A 20,395-nucleotide genomic window follows, 5' to 3' on the forward strand; every position below is an offset into this window, starting at 1 on the left:
GCGTGTCGGCGGCGTCAGCCACCAGCGCTTCGGTGAGGCGGTATATAGACCGGCGAATTTTGCCTCGCAACAGAAAAGTTCATCGCCCTGAAACTTTTCTGACGTGATGGTCAAGATTGGGTGCGATGCCCGACTCGTCCCATTGGAGGGTCGGGCAAGCCGCCACACCTACCCTGCGGCAAGCTTTCCCGGTCGCGAGAAAGGCGTACCAGATCAGCCGCTTGGATGCCGATCTTCAGAGACCACGGTAGCGTTTTTCACTTGACGAAAAAGAAATGGCGATCTTGCGCGATTCCGTATCCATACGGCGTTGACAGCCAATACCCCCCTCGCGCATGGTCCGGCCACCAGCTTCGTGGATCCTGACGATCTCCCCACTACCGAAACCGGGCGTCGGACGCCCGGTCGCAGCAAGGAGGACACCCGGTGCGTCTAAGGGTTGCCGCCATACCCGCCCTCGCCGTCTGTCTCGCAGGCGTTCCCACCTTCGCCCTGGCGGATTGGGAATATCCTTATAACGCTCCCATCGACACCTCCAGGCTGTCCAGCCCCACGCCGCAGCCACCGGTCGACCTCGACCAGGAGGCGGCCCGTTTGAACCTGACCGCGGCCACCTCGACCGCGGAAGAGGCGGAGACGCCGCTCGTGGCGGACGCCGACAGCGATGATGGCGGGCAATCGGTCGCCAAGGCGTTGAACGAGCCCCTGCCCGACGAGGGTCAAACGGAACTGCTGGCGGACATCGACCGCAAGGTGGTGGAGGTCGGACGCGGCGACACGCTGCTGGGTCTTCTGGTCAACGCCTCGGTTCCCCGGCTGGACGCACATGACGCCATCGAAGCGCTGAGAAGTGTTTTCGATCCCCGCCGTCTTCAGGTCGGACAGGAGATAGCCCTGCTGTTCCAGCAGGAATCCGGAACCGACCGCCGCTTCGTCGGCATGGAGCTGCAGCCGGATGTCGATCGCGCCGTATCGGTCGCCCGCCTGGAGGGCGATGCCTACGAGGCCGTGTCGGTCGACAAGGAGTTGCGGCGCCACCAGGCGGCCGCCTCGGCCGTGATCGACAGCAGCCTGTTCGAGGCGGGCGCCAGCGTCGGCGTTCCGATCCCAGTGATGGCGGCGATGATCCGGGCCTATTCCTACGACGTCGACTTCCAGCGCGATGTCCAGCCCGGCGACGAATTCCAGGTGATGTACGAGCGCTACCTCACCGACAAGGGTGCTTCGGCCCGCGACGGCGACATCCTCTACGCGGCGCTGACGCTTGGTGGCAGGCGGATGGACCTGTACCGCTACAAGACGCGTGACGGCATCGTCGATTATTTCAACCGTCGGGGTGAAAGCATCCGGAAGGCGCTGCTGCGCACGCCGATCGACGGCGCGCGGGTATCATCCAAGTTCGGCATGCGCCGGCACCCCGTCCTGGGCTTCAGCAAAATGCACGCGGGCATGGACTTCGCGGCCCCCAGCGGCACTCCGATCTACGCGGCCGGCAACGGCGTGATCGAGGAGATCGGCGGCAAGGGTTCCTACGGCAATTACATCCGGATCAAGCATAACCAGCAGATGGCTACCGCCTACGCCCACCTGTCCAAGTTCGGCTCCGGCCTACGGCGCGGCGGACGGGTCCAGCAGGGTGATATCATAGGTTATGTCGGCACCACCGGCCGCTCGACCGGCCCGCACCTTCACTATGAGGTCCTGCGCGGCGGTCGTCAGGTCAACCCGATGAGCGTCGACCTGCCGACCGGCGTCGCCTTGCAGGGGCGTGAACTGGTCGCCTTCCAGCGTCACGTCGAGGACACCGACCGCCAATTCGCGGAGAACCTGCAAAGTGCCGCGCAAGTGGCCCAGACCGCCGCCGCTTCCGGCGATGAACCCCACCCCGAGGCGTGCCGCGGCGAACGTAGCTGCTGAGTTAGCCCGATCGCGGTCTCCCCCGTCACTCCACCTTCCCCATTGAAAAAGGCCCTCCCCACCGCACGGTGGGGAGGGCCTTTCATTTCCAAGCAAAGCTTGTGATTGACCGTGGTTAGTGGACCGTGGTCCTGCTCCCCCAGCCCGACGCTCCCCCAGCGGCGGCGGCCGCCGCCGCACCGGGGATCTGGCTCGACGCCGGGATGCCGTCGATCGTCAACCCATGCTCGCCGGCACTGACCTGGACCTTCTGCCCATCGGCGATGCGGCCTTCCAGCAGCATCGTGGCGAGCGGGTTCTGCAGCGCCCGCTGGATCACCCTCTTCAACGGCCGGGCGCCATAGACCGGGTCGTAGCCGGCATCGGCCAACCACGCCAACGCCTTGTCGTCGATCTCCAGCGTGATGTCGCGATCCTGCAGCATCCGCCGCAGGCGGCCGAGTTGGATCTTGACGATACCGCCCATGTGGCCGCGGCTGAGGCGGTGGAACAGCAGGATCTCGTCCAGCCGGTTCAGGAACTCCGGCCGGAACGACGCTCGGACGATCTCCATCACCTCATCCCGCACGGCGGCGCTGTCCTGCCCCTCCGGCTGGTTCGCCAGGATCTCCGACCCGAGATTGGATGTCATGACGATCAGCGTGTTGCGGAAATCGACCGTCCTGCCCTGCCCGTCCGTCAGCCTGCCGTCGTCGAGCACTTGGAGCAGCACGTTGAAGACATCGGGGTGGGCCTTCTCGACCTCGTCGAACAGGATCACCTGATAAGGCCGCCGCCTGACCGCCTCGGTCAGGGCGCCGCCCTCCTCGTACCCGACATAGCCGGGAGGAGCGCCGATCATGCGGGCGACCGCGTGCTTCTCCATGTATTCCGACATGTCGAGCCGGATCATGGCGGTCTCGTCGTCGAACAGGAACTCGGCCAAGGCCTTGGTCAGCTCTGTCTTGCCGACGCCGGTCGGACCCAGGAACAGGAAGGAGCCGATCGGCCGGTTCGGGTCCTGCAATCCGGCGCGGGCGCGCCGCACGGCGTTTGATACCGCGACGATCGCCTCGTCCTGGCCGATCACCCGGCCGCCGATCTTCGCCTCCATCGCCAGCAGCTTCTCGCGCTCGCCGGTCAGCATCTTGTCGACCGGAATGCCGGTCCAGCGGCTGACGATGCCGGCGATGTCGCTCTCGCGCACCTCCTCGTTCAGCATCCGGTTGCCCGCGACCTCCTCGGCCGCCTTCAGCTTCCGTTCCAACTCCGGAATGATGCCGTAGGACAGCTCGGCGGTCTTGGCCCAATCGCCGTTGCGCTGGGCCTGCTCCTGCTCGACGCGGGCGTGGTCCAACTGCTCCTTCAGCTTCTGGGCACCCGTCAGCTGCTCCTTCTCGGCCATCCAGCGCGACGTCATGTCAGCCGACTTGCCTTCGAGTTCATCCAACTCGCCCGCCAGCTTCTCCAACCGGTCACGCGACGCCTGATCGCTCTCGCGCTTCAGGGCCTCGCGCTCGATCTTCAGCTGGATGATGCGTCGGTCCAGCTCATCGATCGCTTCCGGCTTCGAATCGACCTCCATCCGCAGCCGGGAAGCGGCCTCGTCGATCAGGTCGATCGCCTTGTCCGGCAGGAAGCGGTCGGTGATGTAGCGGTTGGACAGTGTGGCCGCCGAAACGATCGCGCTGTCGGTGATCCGCACACCATGGTGCAGCTCGTACTTCTCCTTCAGGCCGCGCAGGATCGAGACGGTGTCCTCGACCGTCGGCTCGGACACGAAGACCGGCTGGAACCGCCGCGCCAGCGCTGGGTCCTTCTCGACGTGCTTGCGGTATTCGTCCAGGGTCGTGGCGCCGACGCAATGCAGCTCGCCGCGCGCCAGCGCCGGCTTCAGCATGTTGGACGCGTCCATCGCGCCATCGGCTTTGCCGGCACCGACCAGGGTGTGCATCTCGTCGATGAAGACGATGATCTCGCCCGCCGCCGAGGTGATCTCCTGCAGGACGGCCTTCAGCCGCTCCTCGAACTCGCCGCGGTACTTGGCGCCCGCCACCATGGCGCCCAGGTCCAGCGCCATCAGGCGCTTGTCACGCAGGCCCTCCGGCACGTCGCCCTTGATGATGCGCTGCGCCAAACCCTCGACGATCGCGGTCTTGCCGACACCGGGCTCGCCGATCAGCACCGGATTGTTCTTGGTCCGCCGCGCCAGCACCTGGATGGTGCGCCGGATCTCCTCGTCGCGGCCGATCACCGGGTCGAGCTTGCCCTCGCGCGCCGCTTCCGTCAGGTCGCGGGCGTACTTCTTCAAGGCGTCGTAGCCCTGCTCGGCCGAGGCGCTGTCGGCGGTGCGTCCCTTGCGGACCTGATTGATCGCCTGGTTGAGCGACTGCGCGGTCACGCCCGCCGTCTTAAGGATGCGCGACGAGGGGCTGCCCTCGGCCAGGGTCAACGCCAGCAGCAGGCGCTCCGCCGTGACGAAGCTGTCGCCGGCCTTGGTCGCCAATTCCTCGGCGGTCTGGAACAGGCGCGCAAGCTCGGGCGCCATGTAGATCTGACCGGCCCCGGAGCCCTCGACCTTGGGCTGCTTGTTCAGCTCGGCCTCGACCGCCGACAGCGCCAGGGCGGGATCACCGCCGGAGGCGCGGATCAGGTTGGCCGCCAAGCCTTCCTTGTCCTCGAGCAGCGTGCAGAGCAGATGTTCGGTCGTCAGCCGCTGGTGCCCGCGCCTCAGCGCCAAGCCCTGCGCGGCCTGTACGAAACCGCGGGACCGTTCGGTGTATTTCTCGAAGTCCATGAGGACGCTCCTTATCTTTTCCGGTCGCCCGCCAGGCAGCACGACCGATTTCCGACCCACGTGATGTGCGATCCAGAAGGATGCCGAACCCTATATGGCGAGGGGTTATTCGGGGAACAAGCAGGCACCCGTAGGCATTTCGCGATGACCTCCCCATGTTGCCAGGGCGTCCCTCCGACGAGGCGGAGCCGCCCCATCTCCACCCCACCCTATCCCCACTTGGAGTTTTCCCGATTGAAGAAGCTGCTGGCCAAGTCGAGGCTGCTGCGCACCGCCCATCTGGCGCGGGTTGGCTGGTTGACAGTGGCCAGGCCGCTGACGATGGGAGTGCGCGCCATCATCCGCGATCAGGACGGCGCCGTCCTGCTGATCCGCCACAGCTATGTCGCCGGCTGGCACTTCCCCGGCGGAGGGGTCGACCGGGGTGAGACGGTTCATCAGGCGATGGCGCGCGAGGTCCGCGAGGAGGTCGGCGTCGAGGTGACCGGCACCGCCCGCATGCTGGGCCTCTATGGCCGGTTCCGCCACCGCTCCAGCGATCATGTCAGCGTCTTCGTGGTGGAGACGTGGCGTGGCACCCCCAAGGTCGATGGCTTGGAGATCGTGGAATGCCGCTTCTTCCCCTTGGAGGCCCTGCCCGACGACATCACTCCCGCCACCCGCCGCCGCCTGACGGAACTGACGGGTGGCGCCCCGGTCACCGAGCTTTGGTGAGGCCCGATCGGCGACGCTCGGCACGAAAAAATGCCCCCGCCGGAATGGGCGGGGGCGGCCGGACAGTCTGCGAGGTTTCGGATCACGGAACAGGAGAGAGTGTGTTTGTGACCGGCTGAGATCGGTTATAACCGAACATCGGCCCGTTGCAAATGCAAATCGTTCTCATTCGCAGGAAAAAATGGGGGAGCGACTCCGCCTTACGGATCGTCAGCCCTCGGAACATTGCGGCCTTGAACCAACGTGGGATTGACGCGCCGCAAAGCCCCCTGCATAACATCAGGCATGAATACCGCAGTTGCGAAGATATATCGTTATCCGGTCAAGGGCCTGAGCGCCCAATCCCTGGGCGGCGTCACGCTCGCCCCTGGGGAGGGACTGCCCGAGGACCGGCGGTTCGCCATCATCCATGGCGCGTCGGGTTTCGACACGTCGGCGCCGGAGTGGCGTCCCAGAAAGGACTTCCTGATGCTGGCCAAGAACGAGCGATTGGCCGCGCTGGAAACCGATTACGACGCCGGTACCGGCATCCTGACCGTCAAGCGCAACGGCAGGCAGGTCGCGAGGGGCCAGATCACCAGCGCCACCGGGCGGTTGCTGATCAACCAGTTCATCGCCGCCTATATGAAGGGGGAGATTCCGGGGACGCCAAGCCTCGTCGAAGCGCCGGGCGTCATGTTCACCGACACTCCGGAGAAATACGTCTCGATCGTCAATCTCGGCAGCGTGTTGGACATCGAGCGGGTCGTGCAAGCCCCCGTCGACCCCATCCGGTTCCGGGCGAACCTGTTGCTGGACGGTCTGGAGCCCTGGTCGGAGGCCAAATGGATCGGCCAGTCGATCGCCATCGGCGATGTCGTCCTGAAGGTGGTCGAGCCGATCGAGCGATGCGCCGCGACCGAGGTCAACCCTGTCACGGCCACGCGGGACATCAACATCCCGCTCCACCTTCAACGCGGATATTCCCATCGGAACTGCGGTGTCTATGCCAAGGTGATCCGGGGCGGCGCAGTCGCGGTCGGGGATCCGGTCCAGCTGATCGGCTGAGACCGCGGAAAAGCCGCGGCTTAACCGCGATCCGGAAAATCACGCGTTCATCTGGGCGCGTTCCTCCTCCGTGTCGGCATCCTCGTCGTCATCCTGATCGTCGCCGTACTGGTCTTGGCCATCGCCATTGACCCCGCCATTGATCCCATCATGGCCATTGGAGTGACCGTTGGGCGCGCCGTTGCCGTTCCGGCCATCGCGACCACGCTGGTTCTCGCCACTCTGCTCGTTGATCAGACCGATAATGCGGAAGTAATGCTCGGCGTGTTGAAAGTAACTTTCCGCCGCGATACGATCCCCAGCGGTCTGAGCATCCCGTGCCAAAGTGACGTACTTCTCGTACACTTGGAACGCGTTGCCTCGGATGCGGACATCCGGACCATTGCTGTCGAAGGTTTGGTGGCGCAAAGGGACGTTGTTCTGACGGCGGTTACCATTATTGCTGCCCCGGCCGCGAGAACGCCTGGTGTTTGGTCCTTGTCTCATTCGGCTATTACGAGCCCCACTTTGAGATTTTGCGCGCCCCGATCCACTTGGCGGCTAGTCAAAGGGCCACCAAGCATCCGCGGAGCGATGCTGCGCGGTGGAATGTCGGGGGTTCGTATCACGCAGGCCGCGCCAATCATGCAGCGGTCCTTCGTCCTGTAAGACCCTAGCGGGGAAACGACTGTATTCCAACCCTTTTCTTGTGTGCAAACGCGGAATCACGCGCCCAAATGGCCAAAAACAACGCGTTCGATACCGGCGAGATCCTTCCGGAAGCCGATTTGGCTTAATCCGGCCGCCTCAAGCAGTGCCGCCACATCGTGGGATTGCCCGAATCCGACCTCGAAGATGATTCGCCCACCCGGTTTTAACACGCCGCCCAGCCCCGCCGTGATGGCGCGATAGGCGTCCAACCCGTCGGCTCCTCCCGCCAGCGCCGCGCGCGGATCGAAGCCGGTGACCTCCGGCGACAGCGTGGTGATCTCGGCATCGGGGATGTAGGGCGGATTGGACATCACGATGTCGAAACGATCCTCAAGCCCAGTCATCCAATCGCCGACGGCGAAGCGGGCGCGCGGCCCCAGTCCCAGCCGGCGGGCGTTGGCGGTGGCCGTGGCGACCGCCTCGGTCGATTGGTCGACCCCAAGCCCCATGGCGGCCGGCAATTCGCTGAGCACCGCCAGCAGCAGGCAGCCGGTGCCGGTCCCCAGGTCCAGCACCGACAGGGGAGCCCGTTTGTCGGCGACGCCGGCCAGCGCCTCCTCGACCACCGTCTCGCTATCCGGCCTAGGATCGAGCGTGGCGGCGGACAGGGTGAAGTCGAGGCTCCAGAACTCGCGCCGGCCCAGGATGCGGGATACCGGCTCGCGCGCGACCCGCCGCGCGATGAAACCCAGCACCCGCGCCACCTGCGGCTGGTTGAGCCGGGCGGTGGCGTGGATCAGCATGTGCTGCCGCGTCATGCCCAGGGCGGCCCCCGTCAGCAGGCGCGCGTCCAGATCCGGCGTGTCGACGCCGGCGTCGCGCAGCAACCGCTCGCCGTGGCGGGTCACCTCGCGAAGCGTCGGCGTGCCTCCAAGTTCCGGAGGAATTTCCACGGTTCCTTCCGGGGGCGCGCCGGTCATCGCAGTTCGGAAAGGCGTTCCGCCTCGTCCGCCGCGATCAGTGGATCGATCACCTCGTCCAGCGCCTCGCCATTCATCACCTTGTCGATCTTGTAGAGCGTCAGGTTGATCCGGTGGTCGGTCACCCGCCCCTGCGGGAAATTATAGGTCCGGATGCGTTCCGATCGATCGCCGCTGCCAACCTGGCTCTTGCGGTTGGCGGCACGCTCTGCGTCGATGGCGCTCCGCTGGGCGTCGTACAGGCGGGAGCGGAGCACCCGCATCGCCTTGGCCTTGTTCTTGTGCTGCGACTTCTCGTCCTGCTGCGACACGACGATGCCGGTCGGAAGGTGGGTGATCCGCACCGCGCTGTCGGTCGTGTTGACCGACTGGCCGCCCGGCCCGCTCGATCGGAACACGTCGATGCGCAAATCCTTCTCGTCGATCTGGATATCGACCTCCTCCGCCTCGGGCAGCACGGCGACGGTCGCGGCGGAGGTGTGGATGCGGCCCCCCGCCTCGGTCGCAGGCACCCGCTGGACACGGTGGACGCCGCTCTCGTATTTAAGCCGGGCGAACACGCTGCGTCCGATGATCGAGGCGGTCGCCTCCTTGTAGCCGCCCAGCCCCGTCTCGGACACGTCCATCGTCTCGAACCGCCAGCCGCGCAGGGCGGCGTAGCGCTGGTACATCTGGAACAGTTCGGCCGCGAACAGAGCCGCCTCCTCGCCGCCGGTGCCGGCCCTGACCTCCAGGATCGCGTTCTTCTCGTCGGCCTCGTCCTTGGGCAGCAGCAGGATCTGGATGCCGCGCTCCAGATCGGGCAGACGCCGGTCCAGCGACTCCAGTTCGGCCTCGGCCAAGTCCCTCATCTCCGGGTCGTCCATCATGGCCGCCAAATCCTGGCGCTCGGCGCGCGCCTTCCGCAGCCCGGCGATCGCCTCCGCGATGGGGGTCAGTTCGGCGTATTCCTTCGACATCCGGGCGAAGGCCTGCGGCTCCACCTGACCGCCGGACAAAGCGTCGCGCAACTCGTCATGGCGCGCGGCGACGCGGTTGAACATATCCTCGAAACTCACCGTACCTCACCCTCACCCAGCCCCGGAACGGAGCCCGCGGTCAAATTTCCATCCAACTTACCGGCCGAGGCTCCACCGCCCTCGCACTGGGCCTCGTCCAGCCGGAACAGCCGCCGCAGCAGCCGCTCCGCCTCCACCTGTTCCATGTCGTGCGACGCCGCCATCGCCCGCAACGTCCGCGACGGTTCGTGCAGCAGCCGGTTGACCAGCAGGCGGGTCGCCTCCGCCGGGTCGGCGCCGGGATGCTCGGCCAGAAGCCGGCTCCTCACCGCCTCGAAATGGCCACGCAGCGCCGCCACGGCTGGAACGGCGGCCCGCTCCGCCCGGCCCCGCGCGAAGGTGGCCACCGCCTGATCGACGATCGCCCAGGCCGCCGCCGCCGCCGCCTCCCGCGTGGCGCGGCCTTCCAGCGCCACCCGCTCCAGATCGGCCAGATCGTAGACGAAGGCGCCTTCCAGCCCGCCGACCGCCGGATCGACGTCGCCGGGTATCGCCGTGTCGATCACGAAGACAGGACGCCGCCTGCGCTTCCGCAGCACCGCCGTCATCCGCTCGGTGGAGAGGATATAGCGCCCCAACCCCGCCGCCGTCACCACGATATCGGCGGAGGCCAGCGCCGTGTCGAGGTCGGCGATCGGAACATGATGGCACCCTAGCCGGCGGGCCGCCGCCTCCGCCCGCCGGTCGACCAGCGCCGCGACGGTCAGCCGCGGCAACCCGGCCTCGCGTAGCGCGTCGACCATCAGCTCGCCCATGTCGCCCAGCCCGATCAGCAGGGCGGCGGAGCGGTCCAGATCGCCGTGGATGTCGCGCGCGGTCTGGACCGCCGCCGCCGCGATCGACACCGGCCGCTCCGCGATGGCGGTCTCGGTCCGGACCCGCTTGGCGGCGGCGTAGGCCGCCTGGAGCACAGCCTCCAGTTCCGGCCCGCTGGCATGGGCCGCGACCGAGGCGCGGTGGGCCGTCTTGACCTGCCCCAGGACGTGCGGCTCGCCGACCACCTGGCTGTCGAGCGAGCAGGCGACCGCGAACAGGTGGCGCACCGCGTCACCGCCGGTCAGGGTGTAGAGTTCGGGAGCCAGCGCCTCATGCGTCATGCCGGCGCGCTCGGCCAGGGCGGCGGCGGCGGCCTCGGCGGCGGCGGCGGGATCGGGAGACGCCGTCAGCACCTCGACCCGGTCGCAGGTCGACAGCCACAGCATCTCCGACAATCCCGCGTCCTTGAGGCGGGCGAGGACGCCCGGAACCTCGGACTCCTCGGTGCAGATCAGGTCGCGCAAGGCGCCGGAACTGGAGCGGTGGTTCGCACCGACCAGAACCAGTTCGGCGGAGGCGTGGCCCCCTGGGTGATCCCCCGACGGGGGCCCACAGGTCGCGGGCGTGCTTGGGGGCATGGTTCGGGCGCTAGGAGAGCGCGGGGCGGCGTCGGAAGGCCGCGATCACTCCGCCGCTTCCACCGCGGCGCCGGTCTCGGCCTTGGCAGCCTCGATCCGGGCCTCCTCGGCCTTGGCGGCCTCGATCAGGGCGGCCTTGCGCTCGACCAGACCGACGAGGTGGCCGACGATGTCCTCGTCCTTCAGGCGGTGGTCGGGTTGGCCCGCGATGTAGACCTGATGGGTGTTGCCGCCGCCGCCGGTGAAGCCGATGTCGGTCTCGCGCGCCTCGCCCGGACCGTTGACGACGCAGCCGATCACCGAGACGGTCATCGGGGTCGTGATATGGGCCAGCCGCTCCTCCAGGACCTCGACGGTCTTGATCACGTTGAACTGCTGGCGGGCGCAGCTGGGGCACGAGATCACGGTGACGCCGCGCCGGCGCAGGTTCAGCGACTTCAGCATCTCGTACGCGACCCTGACCTCCTCGACCGGATCGGCCGACAGGGAGACCCGGATGGTGTCGCCGATCCCCGACCACAGCAGCATGCCGAGGCCGATCGACGACTTGACCGTGCCGGACCGCAGGCCGCCGGCCTCGGTGACGCCGATATGGAGCGGATAGTCGCAGGCTTCCGCCAAACCCTGGTAGGCCGCGACCGCGAGGAAGACGTCCGACGCCTTGACGCTGATCTTGAAGTCGAAGAAGTCGTGGTCTTCCAGGATGCGGGCGTGATCCAGGGCGCTTTCGACCATCGCCTCCGGGCAGGGCTCGCCGTATTTCTCCAGCAGGTCCTTTTCCAGGGACCCGGCGTTGACGCCGATCCGGATCGAGCAGCCGTGGTCCTTGGCCGCTTGGACCACCTCGCGGACGCGGTCGGCCGAACCGATGTTGCCGGGATTGATGCGCAGGCAAGCGGCGCCGTTCTGGGCCGCCTCGATCGCGCGCTTGTAGTGGAAATGGATGTCGGCGACGACCGGGATGGTGATCTCGCGGGTGATCGCCTTCAGCGCCAGCGCCGATTCCTGGTCGGGGCACGAGACCCGCACGATGTCGGCGCCGGCCTCCTCGATCCGCCGGATCTGCTCCACCGTCGCCTTGACGTCGGTCGTCGGCGTGTTGGTCATCGTCTGCACCGAGATCGGCGCGTCCCCGCCCACCGGGACCTTGCCGACATGGATCAGGCGGCTCTTGCGGCGCTCGATGTGGCGGTAGGGGCGGACGGTCATGAACTGGCTTTCGGAGTGGTGTGTGGGTGCGGCGGCGCGCTGACGCGCTCGATCGACGAGGTGCCGCCTGACGCTAAAGTGCGGACGCGGGCCGGACAGGTCAAGTGCCGAGGAGGAGGATCCCCGGCTGAGCCCGCGCCCGGCCATCGGAATCGGTGTCCGGAATCAGCGCGGAGCGCCGCCCAATCTTTGCGGATCGAGCTGGACGTCGCGCATCACTTGACCCTGCGCGCCCAACGGCCTGTCATGCCCGCCATCGATCGACACCATCAACCCGCCGGCGTTGCCGGTGACCATCCGCAGGCCCGGCTGGTCGGGCGCCCGATAGACGTCGCCCGGCCGCAGCACCCGGGTGGTCAGCAGATCGCCCGAGCCGTCGCGCACCTGGATCCAGCTGTCCTGGGTGGCGCGGATCTGGATGCGGGACTGCCCCGTCGTGGCGCCGAAGACCCGGCTGTCGCCCTGCCCAGCTTCAGGCACCGCGGGGGGAGCGGGCGGTGCCGGCAGGCCAGCGACTTGCCCAGGCACCGGCGGCGGCGCGGCACCGGGTTGGACCGGCTGCTGGAAGGCTTGGGCCGCGCGCGGATCGTTGAGCGGCGTCGATTCGACGATCGGGCTCTCCTCCTCCTCGCTCTCCTCGGCGGCGGTCGCGGCTGGCGCCGGGGCTGGATTGACGACGGGCGCGCGGGCCGCGGCAGACGGCGGCGGCGTGGGGCTTGGCGCCGGATTGGCTGGCACGACCGGCACCGGGGTGACCGCCTGCGGCACCTGGGTGACCGCCTGCGGCGCCGGGGCTGGCGCCTGCGGTGCGGTCGCGACGGAAGGCGGCGCCGGTTCCGCAGGCGTCACCGGCACGACCAAGCCGGGCGACGGCGCCGCTGGCGTGATGTTCAGCGCGGCGGCGATCCGGTCCGGCAGTTCCGGGACGAAATCGACCAAGTCGCGTCCGGTGGAGTTGGCATAGTACCAGCCGCCATAGGCGGCGCCCGCCAGCAGCACGGCGACCAGGAGCAGCGCCCCGCCGGGAATGCGGCTCTCGGGTACCGGCTTCGGCAGGTAAAGCTCCGGTTTGCTGTTCGGCGCCCCGGAGGTTTCCTCCTTGAAGCGGCGCAGCACCACCTGCGGATCGAGTCCCAGATGCTCGGCGTAGGTGCGGAGGAAACCGGAAACATAGGTGGCGCCAGGAAGATCGTTGAACCGCCCCTCCTCGATCGCCTCGAGATAGGCGTAGCGGATGCGCAGGGCGACCGCGATGTTCTGGAGATCATAGCCGAGTGCCAGGCGCCGGCCGCGCAGCAGGTCGCTGACACCGGGATCGTTGGAGCCGGAACCGGTGAGCCGAGGATCGCCTGGGCCCGTGAACGAGCGTCCGGAAGCTCCCGCCCCGCTCCGGCCCTCATCGACGATGTGGAGTTTCCTAGGTCTGGTGTCGCCCATACCGTCAACGTCTTCCCACACAGAGGAGATGACGGGAAGCTCCCTCGATCAGAGCTTTCCCATGATCAAACGGCGAGCCACGTCAGACTAAATCGCCCGCCACTGTCGCCGAAGTTGTAACAAACTTTGTGAACGGAATGCAACGAATTAGATCACGACGCCATGATCTATCGCATAGGACCTTAGCTTTTCGCGCAGGCTGTGATCACGTCCCGGATACAACGTTTCAATATACGCGCGTAATTGAGACACATTGAGACTGCGCAGCATCGTCTTGACCGGACCCACCGCCGGTGGCGACATGGACAAGCTGCGGAACCCGACGCCGAGCAGGGTCATGGCGTCCAACGGGCGGCCGGCCATTTCGCCGCAGACACTGATCGGGACCCCGGCCGCCTCGCACAGTTCCACCAGATGCCGGAACATCGTCAGCATCGGCGGCGACAGCGCGTCGTAGCGGGTGTTGATCCGGGGGTTGCCGCGGTCGGCGGCGAACATGTACTGCATCAGGTCGTTGGACCCGACGGAGATGAAGTCCAGCCGCGGCAGCAGCGCCGGCAGATGCCAGATCAAGGCCGGGACCTCCAGCATCGCTCCAACCAGCACCCGCTTGGGCGCCACCCCGCCCCGGCGGACCAGCCGCGCGATTTCCAGGTCCAGCACGGCGCGGGCGTCGTCGAACTCGGCGCACTCGCTGATCATGGGGAACATGACGCGCAGATCGTGTCCCGCCGAAGCGGACAGCAGCGCCCGCAACTGCTTTCGCAGCATGGCGGGACGGTCCAATCCGATCCTGATCGCGCGCCAGCCCAGCGCCGGGTTCTCCTGTTCCTGATCGGCGAAATACGGCAGGCTCTTGTCACCGCCGACATCCAAGGTCCGGAAGATGATGGGTCGGTCGCCGGTCAGTTCCAGCACTCGGCCATACAGTTCTGTCTGCGCCTCGACATCGGGATATTCCGACCGGATCATGAACGGGATCTCGGTCCGGTAGAGCCCGACACCATGGGCGCCGGTGTCGTCCAAGTGCTGCAGGTCGATCAGCAGTCCGCAGTTCAGGTTGACCGACACGTCGACCCCGTCCAGCGTGATGGCCGGCTGGTTGATGGTCTCGGCGTAGAGGCGCTTCCGCTGCTCCCGCACGGTCATGCTGTTGTGGAAGGCGTCCTGGATATCCTCGGCCGGGCGGACCAGCACCTGGGCGTTGTCGCCATCCACGATCAACTGATCCAGCGGCTCTATCCGGGTCAGCACGTCGATGCACTGGCCGACCACGGGAATATCCAAGGCGCGGGCCACGATCGCCACATGGCTCGACGCCGACCCCTCCTCCAGCACCAACCCGCGCAGCCGGCGCCGGTCGTAGTCCAGCAGTTCGGCCGGTCCCAGCGAACGGGCCACCAGGATGACGTCGTCGGGCAGCGAGGACGAGGCCTGCGACTCCTTGCCGGCCAAGTGCTGCAGGATCCGGTTGGTCAGGTCGTCGAGATCCAGCAGCCGTTCCCGGAAATACGGATCGTGCATCTGGCTCATGCGGGCGCGGGTGTCGTTCTGGACGCGCTGGACCGCCGCCTCGGCGGTCAGGCCGTTGCGGATCGCCTCGCGAATGCGCGACAGCCAGCCGCGGTCCTCGGCGAACATCCGGTAGGTCTCCAGGATGTCGTGATGCTCGCCACCCTCGACGCCGGACACGCGCAACAAGTCATCCAGCGCCGTGTGCATGCCCTCCAGCGCCTTGCGGAACCGCTCGATCTCGACGTCGGGGTCCTCGGCGACCATCTGCCGGATGGTCAGCTGGGGACGGTGCAGCACCGCCAGCCCCATGGCGAGTCCACGATTGAGGCTGACGCCGTCCAGCCGCGTCGGCAGCAGGGCGGCATCGGCGACCGCCGAGATCTCCTGCTGGCTGACCAGTTCGCCGCCGGCGGTCAGTTCCGCCACCACCATGCCGATGGTCTGGAGGGTTTCGACCTCCTCCTCGAAATAGACCCGCTTGTCCTTGTGCTGGATCACCAGCACGCCGCGCACCCGGCCACCCCGCAGGATCGGCACGCCCATCAGCGACAGGAAGGCCTCCTCGCCCGTCTCGGGGCGGTAGGCGAAGTTGGGATGCGACGGGGCGTTGGCCAGCGCCACCGGGCGGGCATGGGCCGCGATGTCGCCGACCAACCCCTCGCCCACCCGCAGGCGCGTCTTGTGGACCGCCGACTGGTTCAACCCGACGGTCGCGAACAGTTCCAGGATGTCGCCGGCGCGCATGACATAGCAGGAGCAGACATCCGCCCCCATCTCCGCGCCGATCAGCGTCACGATCTTGTCCAGCCGGTGCTGCGCCGACCCCGAACCGGCCATCACATCGCGCAGGCGCGCCAACAGACGCCGGGACGTTATGCCAGGCATGGTCCCTCCCTGTTCGGCCCCGTGGTACTTCTGATCCATCGCCTGACCCGACCCTGGTGCGTCCCGCGCCGGGGTGACGGGCCCCGGAGCGTCAGCCATCTACTCCGCCGCCCCCATCATGCCGGATTGGCCCCTGCCCAAATCACTCCGACCCAAGTCGCCCGGGCCGGAGTCGCGCCACTCCGGTTTTTCCGGGCCACCCAACCGGACCATCAGCGAGCGGATCGCCTGATCGACCAACTCGCCCAGGATCTCGGCGGCGGGTTGCTCGCGCGTCACCATGCCGACGCTCTGCCCGGCCATCAGGGAACCGTTCTCCACATCGCCCTCGATCACGGCCCGCCTCAGCGCGCCGGCCCAGAAATGCTCGATCTCCAGCTGGGCGTCCTTTTGGCTGACCTCGCCCCGGTTGAAGCGGTCGATCACCTCGCGCTGGAAGACCTGGAAGCGCCGGGTGCCCTCGTTGTTGAGCGCCCGGACGGGGATCACGGGAAAGCGCGGGTCGATCTGCACCGACGGCACCGCGTCGCGCGCCGCCGCGTTGATGAAGGCCTGCTTGTAGCGTGGATGCGCCACCGATTCGGTGGCGCAGACGAATCGGGTTCCCAGTTGGACGCCAGCCGCCCCCATCTCCAGATACGAGAGGATCGCCTCGCCCCGGCCGATGCCGCCAGCGACGAAGACGGGGACGTCGTTGACGACCGGCAGGATCTCCTGCGCCAGGACCGATGTCGCGACCGGTCCGATATGACCGCCGGCCTCCATGCCCTCGATCAGGATCGCGTCGGCGCCATTCTTGACCAGCTTACGCGCGATCGAGGCGGCGGGCGCGAAGCCCACGACCTTGGCGCCGCGATCCTTGGCCCGCCGGATCGACGCGGAGGACGGCAAGCCGCCCGCCAGCACGATGTGGCTGACCCGGTGCTCGGCGCAAACGTCGATCAGGTCGTCCAGCCGCGGATGCAGGGTGATCAGGTTGACGCCGAACGGGCGGCTGGTCAAAGCCCGGGTCCCCAGGATCTCCGCCTGGAGCTGGTCCGGCGTCATCGATCCCGACGCGATGACGCCGAAGGCGCCGCCGTTCGAGATCGCCGCGACCAGGTTGCGTTCCGAAACCCATGTCATGGCACCGCCCATGATCGCCAGCTCGGTGCCGAGAAAGGCGCGTCCGCGGCTCCACAGCCGGTCCAGACGCGCGCGGGCGGCGCGCGTCCTGTCGTCTTCCGGCGTCGGAGCGGTGGCTTGTGTCATGACATGGCCTTCATCGGGGCTCAGGCCGCGTCCAGACCATAGGCGGTGTGGAGCGCGCGCAGGGCCAACTCGGTGTACTCTTCCGCGATCAGGACGCTGACCTTGATCTCCGAGGTGGAGATCACCTGGATGTTGATGCCCTTCTCGGCCAGCGAGCGGAACATCCGCTGGGCCACGCCGGCGTGGCTGCGCATGCCGACGCCGATCACCGACACCTTGACGACGTTGCTGTCCGCCAACAGGCGTCCGTATTGCAGGTCGGCCCTGGCGGTCTCCAGGACGTTGCGGGCCCGTTCCAGATCACCCTTGGGCACCGTGAAGGTGATGTCGGTGCTGGCGCCGTCCTCGGACACGTTCTGCACGATCATATCGACGTTGACCGACGCGTCGGCCAGCGGACCGAACACGCCGGCCGCGACTCCCGGCCGGTCGGCGACGCCGATCAGGGTGATCTTCGCTTCGTCACGGCTATAGGCGATGCCGCTGACCAGTTCCTGTTCCACGATTTCGTCCTCGTCAACAACCAGAGTACCGGGCAGGTCGCTACCCGCCGCCTTTTCGAAGCTGGAAAGCACCTGCACCCGCACGCCGTGCTTCATGGCCATCTCGACCGACCGGGTCTGCAGGACCTTGGCGCCCAGCGACGCCATTTCCAACATTTCCTCGTAGGTTATCTTGGACAGTTTGCGCGCTTTCGACACGATGCGCGGATCGGTCGTGTAGACGCCGTCCACATCGGTGTAGATGTCGCAGCGATCCGCCTTCAACGCGGCGGCCAGCGCCACCGCCGAGGTGTCCGAGCCGCCGCGGCCCAGCGTGGTGATCCGGCCGTTCGGCGAGACGCCCTGGAAGCCCGCCACCACGGCGACCTCGCCGGTCGACAGTCGGCGTTCCAGCTCCTCCGTCTCGATCGAGCCGATCCGCGCCTTGGCGTGGACGTCGTCGGTGCGGATCGCGATCTGCCAACCCTGCCAGCTCCGCGCCGGAATGCCAAGCTCCTGCAACGCCAGCGCCGTGAGGCCGCTGGTCACCTGCTCGCCCGACGCGACCACCGCGTCGTATTCCCGCGCGTCGTGCAGCGGGCTGATGCTGGTGCAATACTCCACCAGCTTGTTGGTCACGCCGGACATGGCCGAGACGACCACCGCGACCTGATGGCCGGCGTCCACCTCCGCCTTCACCTTGCGCGCCACATTCTTGATGCGGTCGATGTCGCCGACCGATGTGCCGCCGAATTTCAAAACGATCCGCGCCATTGCCTTGAAGCCCCACCACCTGACCAGTATGCCTTCCGCCGGGCGGCCCTGCCCCAGTTCAAGACGGATCTGATCGGGGACCGGAGAACAGGCGGTTCCATTGCCGCGGCAAGGCGGGGTATCCATACTATCTCGGGGGGAGCGAAGCAAGCTTGCCCCGACTGACTTCCAGTCGCATTCGGCGGCAGACGGCACCCAGGAACATACCCATGTCCACCACCAGCACCGCTTCCACAATCTCCCGTTCAACAGCCCCTTCGGCCGCCAGCCCCTCCGGTGGAACGGTCGACGCGGGGGAGATCGCCCGCTTCAGCGCCATCGCGGCCGAGTGGTGGGACCCGCGCGGCAAGTTCAAGCCGTTGCATAAATACAACCCCATCCGCATCGCCTACATCCGGGACGCCGTCTGCGCCAGGTTCGGCCGCGACCCCAACGGGCCGCTGCCGCTCAAGGGTCTGCGCTTCGTGGATATCGGCTGCGGCGGCGGATTGCTGGCGGAACCCCTCGCCCGCCTGGGCGCCGAGATGGTCGGGATCGACGCCGCCGGCCGCAACGTGGCGGTGGCGGCCCTCCACGCCGAGCAGTCCGGTGTGGACGTCGATTACCGCCACACCACGGCGGAGGATCTGGCGGCCAGCGGCGAGCGCTTCGACGTGGTGCTGGCGCTGGAGGTGGTCGAGCACGTGGCGCATGTGCCGTTGTTCCTCCAGTCCCTGACCACCCTGATGAACCCGGGGTCCGAACCGGGCGCCATGCTGTTCCTTGCGACCATCAACCGCACGCCCAAGGCTTTCGCCTTGGCGATCGTCGGCGCCGAATACGTGCTCCGATGGCTGCCCCGCGGCACCCACGACTGGCGGAAATTCCTCAAGCCGTCCGAACTGGCCGCCGGCTTCCGCCCCCACGGCGTCACGGTCCGCGACATCACCGGCGTGGTCTACAACCCGCTCCGAGACGAGTTCTCCCTCAACCGCCGCGACCTGGACACCAACTACATGCTCTGGGCCGCCGGAACAGAGTGACTGGAGGCGGGCCCAACCCGAAAGAGCGAGGGCGTCGGAGGGTTCTCTCGTAGGTCGGATAAAGCGAAGCGGCATCCGACAAGCAGACGCGTCTATGTCGGATGCCGCTTCGCTTTATCCGACCTACAGCGGGACTTTGGGGGGGATTGGCCGATTGCTGATAACTCGTGGAACGGATCCCCGAATCCATTCCGCCAAACTCGTCGGGAACTCGCGGCCCCTCACATCCCCTCCCCGGCCGCCGGCAGCGTCAGGGCGAAGCAGGCGCCGTCGTTTCGGGAGATGTCCAGCTTGCCGCCGACTTGGTTGACCATCGCCATCACCACCTGAAGCCCGAGCCCGTCGGCTTGGGACGGGTCGAAGTCGGGGGCGAGGCCACGGCCATCGTCGGCGACGACGAGTTCCAAGCCGCCGTCCCTGCGGTGGAAGCGCACCCACACCGTTCCCGCCGTCCCATCGAACGCGTGGCGAAAGGCGTTGGTCACCAGTTCCGTGGTGATCAAAGCCAAAGGAATGGCTAGATCGGGGAGCAGTTCGACTGTTTCCGCCTCCACAAGCAGCTTCCTTCCCCTGACATTCGCGCCCAGCGTGGCGCCGAGGAAGGAGCAGATCTCGTCCAGGTATCGGTCGAAGGCGACCGCCTCGACATCGCTCCGCGCGTAGAGCATGGTGTGAACCTGCGCGATGGCCTGGATTCGCACCATGGCGGTCTGGAGCGCCCGGCGCGTCTTGGGGTCGCCGACCTTGGCGCTTTGGATCCGCAACAGGCTCATGACCATCTGAAGGCTGTTCTTGACCCTGTGGTCGACTTCCCGGATCAGCAGGTCCTTGCGGCCCAGCGCCGCGTCCCGCTGGGCGAGCGCCGCAGCGAGGCTGGCGGTCCGCTCGGCGATCTGACGCTCAAGCGTTTCGTTGAACTCTCGCAACATGGTGTTCGCCGTTTCCAACTCCTCGGCGGTGACCTGAAGCTCCTCCAGCGAGACCCGCAATTCCTCGTTCAGGACATTCAACTGCCCCTCAAGATCGACCGGCCGATCCATCGTGTCTGGCCTTGCCGCGACCTGCGCTTCCAGCAAGCGGGCCTGAGACTGGGCCAGCAGATGGCGCAACCGCCCATTCTCCGCCGCGAGGCCGGTTTGCCGTGCCTGGAGAGTCCCGATCTCGTCCGCGAATAGTTGGAGCCGCTGCTCCGTATCCTCGAAGGACGCCTGAAGCTGTTCGCGTTCCTGCTCGCTGATTGTCAGCCGACGTCGAAGTTCCTCCTCCACGCCGACAAGCCGTCGCTGACACGTGCTCATCACAGA

The 20,395-nt window shown here is 67.1% G+C and carries 15 protein-coding genes; 4 read left to right on the forward strand and 11 right to left on the reverse strand.

Going from position 1 to position 20,395, the window contains the following annotated elements; genetic code table 11:
• Window positions 1-426 precede the first annotated feature (426 nt).
• Entirely contained in the window at window positions 427-1,917 is a 1,491-nt protein-coding gene (locus N825_RS08190) for a M23 family metallopeptidase (protein WP_245613051.1), read from the forward strand.
• A 115-nt stretch (window positions 1,918-2,032) separates the two neighbouring features.
• On the opposite strand, the gene clpB is transcribed toward N825_RS08190, so the two are convergent.
• Window positions 2,033-4,693, reverse strand: a complete 2,661-nt coding sequence (gene clpB, locus N825_RS08195; RefSeq protein ID WP_051511726.1) for an ATP-dependent chaperone ClpB — start codon at window positions 4,691-4,693, stop codon at window positions 2,033-2,035.
• 234 nt (window positions 4,694-4,927) lie between these two features.
• On the opposite strand from clpB, the gene N825_RS39700 reads away from it, so the two are divergent.
• Together N825_RS39700 and N825_RS08205 are read left to right on the forward strand one after the other, a co-directional pair.
• Window positions 4,928-5,407 carry an NUDIX domain-containing protein gene (locus N825_RS39700; RefSeq protein ID WP_198038231.1) on the forward strand — a complete coding sequence of 160 codons (480 nt, stop codon included), beginning with the start codon at window positions 4,928-4,930 and terminating at the stop codon, window positions 5,405-5,407.
• Window positions 5,408-5,692: 285 nt separating this feature from the next.
• Window positions 5,693-6,454 carry an MOSC domain-containing protein gene (locus N825_RS08205; RefSeq protein ID WP_037449641.1) on the forward strand — a complete coding sequence of 254 codons (762 nt, stop codon included), beginning with the start codon at window positions 5,693-5,695 and terminating at the stop codon, window positions 6,452-6,454.
• A 39-nt stretch (window positions 6,455-6,493) separates the two neighbouring features.
• Here N825_RS08205 and N825_RS08210 read toward each other — a convergent pair whose 3' ends face one another.
• The 9 genes from N825_RS08210 to N825_RS08250 form a co-directional block, all read right to left on the reverse strand.
• Window positions 6,494-6,940 carry a DUF4167 domain-containing protein gene (locus N825_RS08210; protein WP_037449644.1) on the reverse strand — a complete coding sequence of 149 codons (447 nt, stop codon included), beginning with the start codon at window positions 6,938-6,940 and terminating at the stop codon, window positions 6,494-6,496.
• 218 nt (window positions 6,941-7,158) lie between these two features.
• On the reverse strand, window positions 7,159-8,037 hold the full coding sequence (gene prmC, locus N825_RS08215; protein WP_245613052.1) for a peptide chain release factor N(5)-glutamine methyltransferase: 879 nt from the start codon (window positions 8,035-8,037) through the stop codon (window positions 7,159-7,161).
• A 23-nt stretch (window positions 8,038-8,060) separates the two neighbouring features.
• The gene (gene prfA, locus N825_RS08220; protein ID WP_037449647.1) at window positions 8,061-9,122 is read right to left on the reverse strand and encodes a peptide chain release factor 1; all 1,062 of its coding nucleotides are present in this window, start codon (window positions 9,120-9,122) and stop codon (window positions 8,061-8,063) included.
• Window positions 9,119-10,516, reverse strand: a complete 1,398-nt coding sequence (gene hemA, locus N825_RS08225) for a glutamyl-tRNA reductase (protein WP_084164539.1) — start codon at window positions 10,514-10,516, stop codon at window positions 9,119-9,121. Before hemA ends, prfA begins: the two co-directional genes overlap by 4 nt.
• A gap of 45 nt (window positions 10,517-10,561) precedes the next feature.
• Complete coding sequence (gene ispG / locus N825_RS08230) at window positions 10,562-11,725, reverse strand: flavodoxin-dependent (E)-4-hydroxy-3-methylbut-2-enyl-diphosphate synthase (RefSeq protein WP_037449649.1); 1,164 nt, start codon at window positions 11,723-11,725, stop codon at window positions 10,562-10,564.
• 165 nt (window positions 11,726-11,890) lie between these two features.
• Window positions 11,891-13,162 (reverse strand): helix-turn-helix domain-containing protein, encoded by a 1,272-nt coding sequence (locus tag N825_RS08235; RefSeq protein ID WP_051511727.1) that lies wholly within the window; start codon window positions 13,160-13,162, stop codon window positions 11,891-11,893.
• Window positions 13,163-13,309: 147 nt separating this feature from the next.
• Window positions 13,310-15,562 (reverse strand): phosphoenolpyruvate--protein phosphotransferase, encoded by a 2,253-nt coding sequence (gene ptsP / locus N825_RS08240; RefSeq protein WP_037449652.1) that lies wholly within the window; start codon window positions 15,560-15,562, stop codon window positions 13,310-13,312.
• A 99-nt stretch (window positions 15,563-15,661) separates the two neighbouring features.
• The gene (locus N825_RS08245; RefSeq protein WP_084164541.1) at window positions 15,662-16,813 is read right to left on the reverse strand and encodes an NAD(P)H-dependent flavin oxidoreductase; all 1,152 of its coding nucleotides are present in this window, start codon (window positions 16,811-16,813) and stop codon (window positions 15,662-15,664) included.
• Between the two features lie 20 nt (window positions 16,814-16,833).
• The gene (locus N825_RS08250) at window positions 16,834-18,069 is read right to left on the reverse strand and encodes an aspartate kinase (protein WP_037449655.1); all 1,236 of its coding nucleotides are present in this window, start codon (window positions 18,067-18,069) and stop codon (window positions 16,834-16,836) included.
• Between the two features lie 209 nt (window positions 18,070-18,278).
• Here N825_RS08250 and ubiG point away from each other — a divergent pair, with 209 nt between their 5' ends.
• Window positions 18,279-19,091: a bifunctional 2-polyprenyl-6-hydroxyphenol methylase/3-demethylubiquinol 3-O-methyltransferase UbiG gene (gene ubiG / locus N825_RS08255; protein ID WP_084164543.1), complete on the forward strand. Its 813-nt coding sequence runs from the start codon at window positions 18,279-18,281 to the stop codon at window positions 19,089-19,091.
• Between the two features lie 221 nt (window positions 19,092-19,312).
• Here ubiG and N825_RS36300 read toward each other — a convergent pair whose 3' ends face one another.
• Window positions 19,313-20,389 carry a sensor histidine kinase gene (locus tag N825_RS36300; protein ID WP_084164545.1) on the reverse strand — a complete coding sequence of 359 codons (1,077 nt, stop codon included), beginning with the start codon at window positions 20,387-20,389 and terminating at the stop codon, window positions 19,313-19,315.
• Between the last annotated feature and the right edge of the window lie 6 nt (window positions 20,390-20,395).

Source organism: Skermanella stibiiresistens SB22, from assembly GCF_000576635.1.
Classification (GTDB): domain Bacteria; phylum Pseudomonadota; class Alphaproteobacteria; order Azospirillales; family Azospirillaceae; genus Skermanella; species Skermanella stibiiresistens.